Annotated in this window: 4 protein-coding genes; 3 read left to right on the forward strand and 1 reads right to left on the reverse strand. The window is 74.8% G+C overall.

The window, feature by feature from the left end; genetic code table 11:
- Nucleotides 1–664, reverse strand: a 664-nt coding sequence (locus AC1DUQ_RS19170) for a DEAD/DEAH box helicase (protein ID WP_477074368.1), incomplete at its 3' end; no start/stop codon positions are given.
- Nucleotides 665–726: 62 nt separating this feature from the next.
- On the opposite strand from AC1DUQ_RS19170, the gene AC1DUQ_RS19175 reads away from it, so the two are divergent.
- From AC1DUQ_RS19175 to AC1DUQ_RS19185, 3 genes are all read left to right on the forward strand, one after another.
- Nucleotides 727–960 carry a DUF3046 domain-containing protein gene (locus tag AC1DUQ_RS19175; RefSeq protein WP_421741892.1) on the forward strand — a complete coding sequence of 78 codons (234 nt, stop codon included), beginning with the start codon at nucleotides 727–729 and terminating at the stop codon, nucleotides 958–960.
- 11 nt (nucleotides 961–971) lie between these two features.
- Entirely contained in the window at nucleotides 972–3,050 is a 2,079-nt protein-coding gene (locus AC1DUQ_RS19180) for an alkaline phosphatase family protein (RefSeq protein ID WP_477074369.1), read from the forward strand.
- Nucleotides 3,047–3,719 (forward strand): MBL fold metallo-hydrolase (locus AC1DUQ_RS19185; RefSeq protein WP_477074370.1); only part of this gene is annotated, 673 nt, incomplete at its 3' end. The genes AC1DUQ_RS19180 and AC1DUQ_RS19185, both read left to right, overlap by 4 nt.

A 3,719-nucleotide genomic window follows, 5' to 3' on the forward strand; every position in this document is an offset into this window, starting at 1 on the left:
CCCCGCCGAGGAACTCCGCGACCGCGTCGACCGGCCGCACAGTGGCGGACAAGCCGATGCGCTGCACCGGACCAGGACCGCCGGGGTGGTCCAGCAGCGCGTCGAGCCGTTCGAGCGAGAGGGCCAGGTGCGCGCCGCGCTTGGTGCCGGCGACCGCGTGGATCTCGTCGACGATCACCGTGCGCACCCCGGCGAGCCCGGCCCGCGCGCCCGACGTGAGCACCAGGWASAGCGACTCGGGCGTGGTGATGAGGATGTCSGGCGGCTTCGTCGCGAAGGCCCGGCGCTCGTTCGGGGGCGTGTCGCCGGTCCGGATGCCGACCGTGACGTCCGGCAGCTCGAGGCCCAGCCGGGTCGCGGCCTGCCGGATGCCGACGAGGGGGGAGCGCAGGTTGCGCTCGACGTCCGTGGCGAGCGCCTTGAGCGGGGAGACGTAGAGAACGCGGCACCGCTCGACGGGATCGTCGGACCGCTCGCCCGTCAGGAGCCCGTCGAGCGCCCACAGGAACGCGGCGAGCGTCTTGCCGGATCCCGTCGGTGCGACGACGAGCGCGTGGTCCCCGCCGGCGACTGCGGTCCATGCCCCGAGCTGCGCGGTGGTGGGCTCGGCGAAGGCGCCCGTGAACCAGGTCCTGGTCGGGTCGGAGAAGCGGTCGAGCACCACCTGGCCATTGTGTCGGCCCGCACCGACACGCGCGCACCCCGGGGGATGGCAGGCTGTCACCCGTGAGGCTTCGAGAGTTCTGGCTGCTGGTGGACGAGGTCCTCGGCAGCGCGCACGGCCGCGAGCTGACGCGTGAGCTCGTGCTCCGCGGGCTCGACCAGCGCACAGCGATGCAGGCGCTCGACGACGACGTCGAGCCGCGCACCGTGTGGCACGCGCTCTGCGACGAGCTCGAGATCTCGGAGAACGACCGCTGGGGAGCGGACGCGCGCCGCCCGGCGCCCCCACGCGCCTAGGAGACTGCCTCATGACGTCCCGGACCGGCACGCCCACCACCACCTGGGCGCCGAGCGTGCGCGACGTCGGTGAGGCGGCCCTGACCCTCGTCGCCACCGGCGTCGGGCTCGCCGTCGCCGTCGCGCTCAGCCGCGGCGTCCGCGCCGACGACGTGGGGGCCATCGCACTCGCGGCCCTCGTCGTGGCGGTCGGCGACCTCGTTCTTCGGGCACCCCTGCGGTTCCTCGCCCGCCGCGGCAGCGCTGTGCTCGCGCTCGGGCTCGGCCTGCTCGCGCAGGTCGCCGTGCTGTGGTTGGCGCTCACCGTGGTGCCGGGCTTCACGGTGGACACGGTCTGGTCCGTGCTCGCGGTCCTCGTGCTCACCGCGATCGTCATGGCCGTCGGGCGGTGGCTGATCGGCGCGAGCAACAGCGACTACGTCGTGTCCGACCTCGTGCGTCGCGCGCGGCGGCAGGCGCGCCGCGAGGGGATCCGTCCGCGGGTGGCCGGCGAGGCGCGCGAGGCCGGGCTGCTCGTGGTGCAGCTGGACGGTGTCGCGGCCCCCGTGCTCCGCGAGGCCATCGAGGCGGGGCTGGCGCCGACCGTGCAGCGGTGGATGACCACAGGCAGCCACAGTCTGGAGTCCTGGTGGGCCCGGATCCCGTCGACGACGCCGGCGAGCCAGGCGGGCCTGCTGCACGGCGACTCCTCCCAGATCCCCGCGTTCCGCTGGTGGGACCGGGACCTCGGTCGGCTGGTCGTCACCAACCACCCCGAGGACGCCGCACTGGTCGAGCAGCGGCTCACCACGGGCAAGGGGCTGCTCGCGGGCGGGGGGACGGCGATCTCGACGATGTTCTCCGGCGACGCCGCGACCAGCTTCGTGGTGATGAGCAAGTCCCGCACCAAGGGTCCGGACGGCGGGCTCGGACCGGGTCCCGCGTACGTGCGCTTCTTCGCCAGCCCGTTCGTGCTGGCCCGCGCCGTGAGCGTGTCCGCGGGGGAGATGATCAAGGAGCTCTACCAGGCGCACCGTCAGCGGGTGCGCGACGTCGAGCCGCGGATCTCGCGCGGCGGCTGGTACGTCGTCCTGCGGGGGATCACCAACGTGCTCCTGCGCGACCTGAACACGTCGTTGGTCGCCGAGGCCCTCCTCCGCGGCGACCCCTCGATCTACGTCGACCTCGTGGACTACGACGAGATCGCGCACCACGCCGGTCCCACCCGGCCCGAGTCGCTGCGCTCGCTGGAGGGTCTCGACCGCGTGCTCGGCACCCTCGAGCGCGTGGCGGCGGTGGCGCCGCGCGACTACGAGATCGTGGTGCTCTCCGACCACGGGCAGGCCCTCGGTGCCACCTACGAGCAGCTCGGCGGCGAGACCCTGCTGGACTCGGTGCGCGCGCACATGGCGGAGCCCGCCGCCGACGGCGTCGAGAGCAGCACGGGCGAGGACTGGGGCCAGCTGAACGCGCTGGTCAACAGCGCGCTGAACCTGTCGCGGGGCTCGGCCGTCCTGGGTCCCGACCAGGGACGTCCCAAGCACCCCGCGACCGGAGCCGACGTGCCCGACGTGGTCACCGTGGGCTCGGGGAACCTCGGCCTCGTCTGGTTCCCGCAGGTGCCGCACCGGCTGTCGCTCGAGGAGCTGCAGGAGCGCTGGCCGGGCATGGTGACCGGGCTCGCCGCCCGGCCCGGCGTCGGGGTCGTCGTCGTCGACACGCAGGCACGTGGCCTCGTCGCGATCGGCCCGCGCGGCCTCGTCCTGCTGGAACAGCCCGACGCGGAGCCGGAGGGGGAGGACCCGCYCGCCCCGTACGGACCGCGCGGGCGTGCCGACCTGCTGCGCGCGGCCCGGCTGCCGCACACCGGCGACCTGCTGCTGGTCTCCACGGTCACGGACCGCGGGCACATCCACGCCTTCGAGGGACAGGTGGGCTCGCACGGTGGGATCGGCGGTGCGCAGAACCACGCCTTCCTGCTGCACCCCACGCGCTGGACGGTCGCCGACGAGCTCCGGGAGGCCGTCGGTGACCACGAGATCCTGGTGGGCGCCGAGGCGGTGCACGAGCAGCTGGTCCGCTGGGCCGACGCCGCGGGGCTGCGGCCATGACCGTGCACGTCCGGTGGCTGGGCCATGCGAGCACCGTGCTCGACGTCGGCGGCGTCCGGCTGCTCACGGACCCGCTGCTGCTCCGGCACGCCGGGCTGCTGCGCCGCCGGGGGGCCGCCCCGCGCCCCGAGTACTGGCAGGGCGCCGACGCGGTCCTGCTCTCGCACCTGCACCACGACCACGCCGAGCTGGGCTCGTTGCGCCTGGTCGGGGACGTCCCGGTGCTCTCCGCGCCCGCGAACGCCCGCTGGCTGCGTGGCCACGGGGTGCCGTCGGGGCACGGGCTCACCGACCTCGAGTGGTGGACGGTGCCGGGCTCGGACGTCCGGCTGCGGCTCGTCCCGGCGGTGCACGAGCACCGGCAGATGCCGCACCGCCCGAACTCGACGCACGGCTTCGTGGTGGCGACCGACGACGTCCGGATCTGGTTCGCGGGAGACACAGCGCCGTACGCGAGCATGTCGATCCTCCCGGTGCTCGCGGGCGGCCCCGTCGACCTGGCGCTCGTGCCGGTCGGCGGGTGGGGGCCTCGCCTGTCCGGCGGGCACATGGACCCGGCCCAGGCCGCGCGGGCGTGCAGGGCCGTCGGCGCCCGCGAGGCCGTGCCGATCCACTGGGGCACGCTGCACGCCCCCGTCTCGCGTCGACTGCCGCCGGGCTGGATGGACC

The organism is Cellulomonas sp. P4_B5_2 (genome assembly GCF_056402235.1).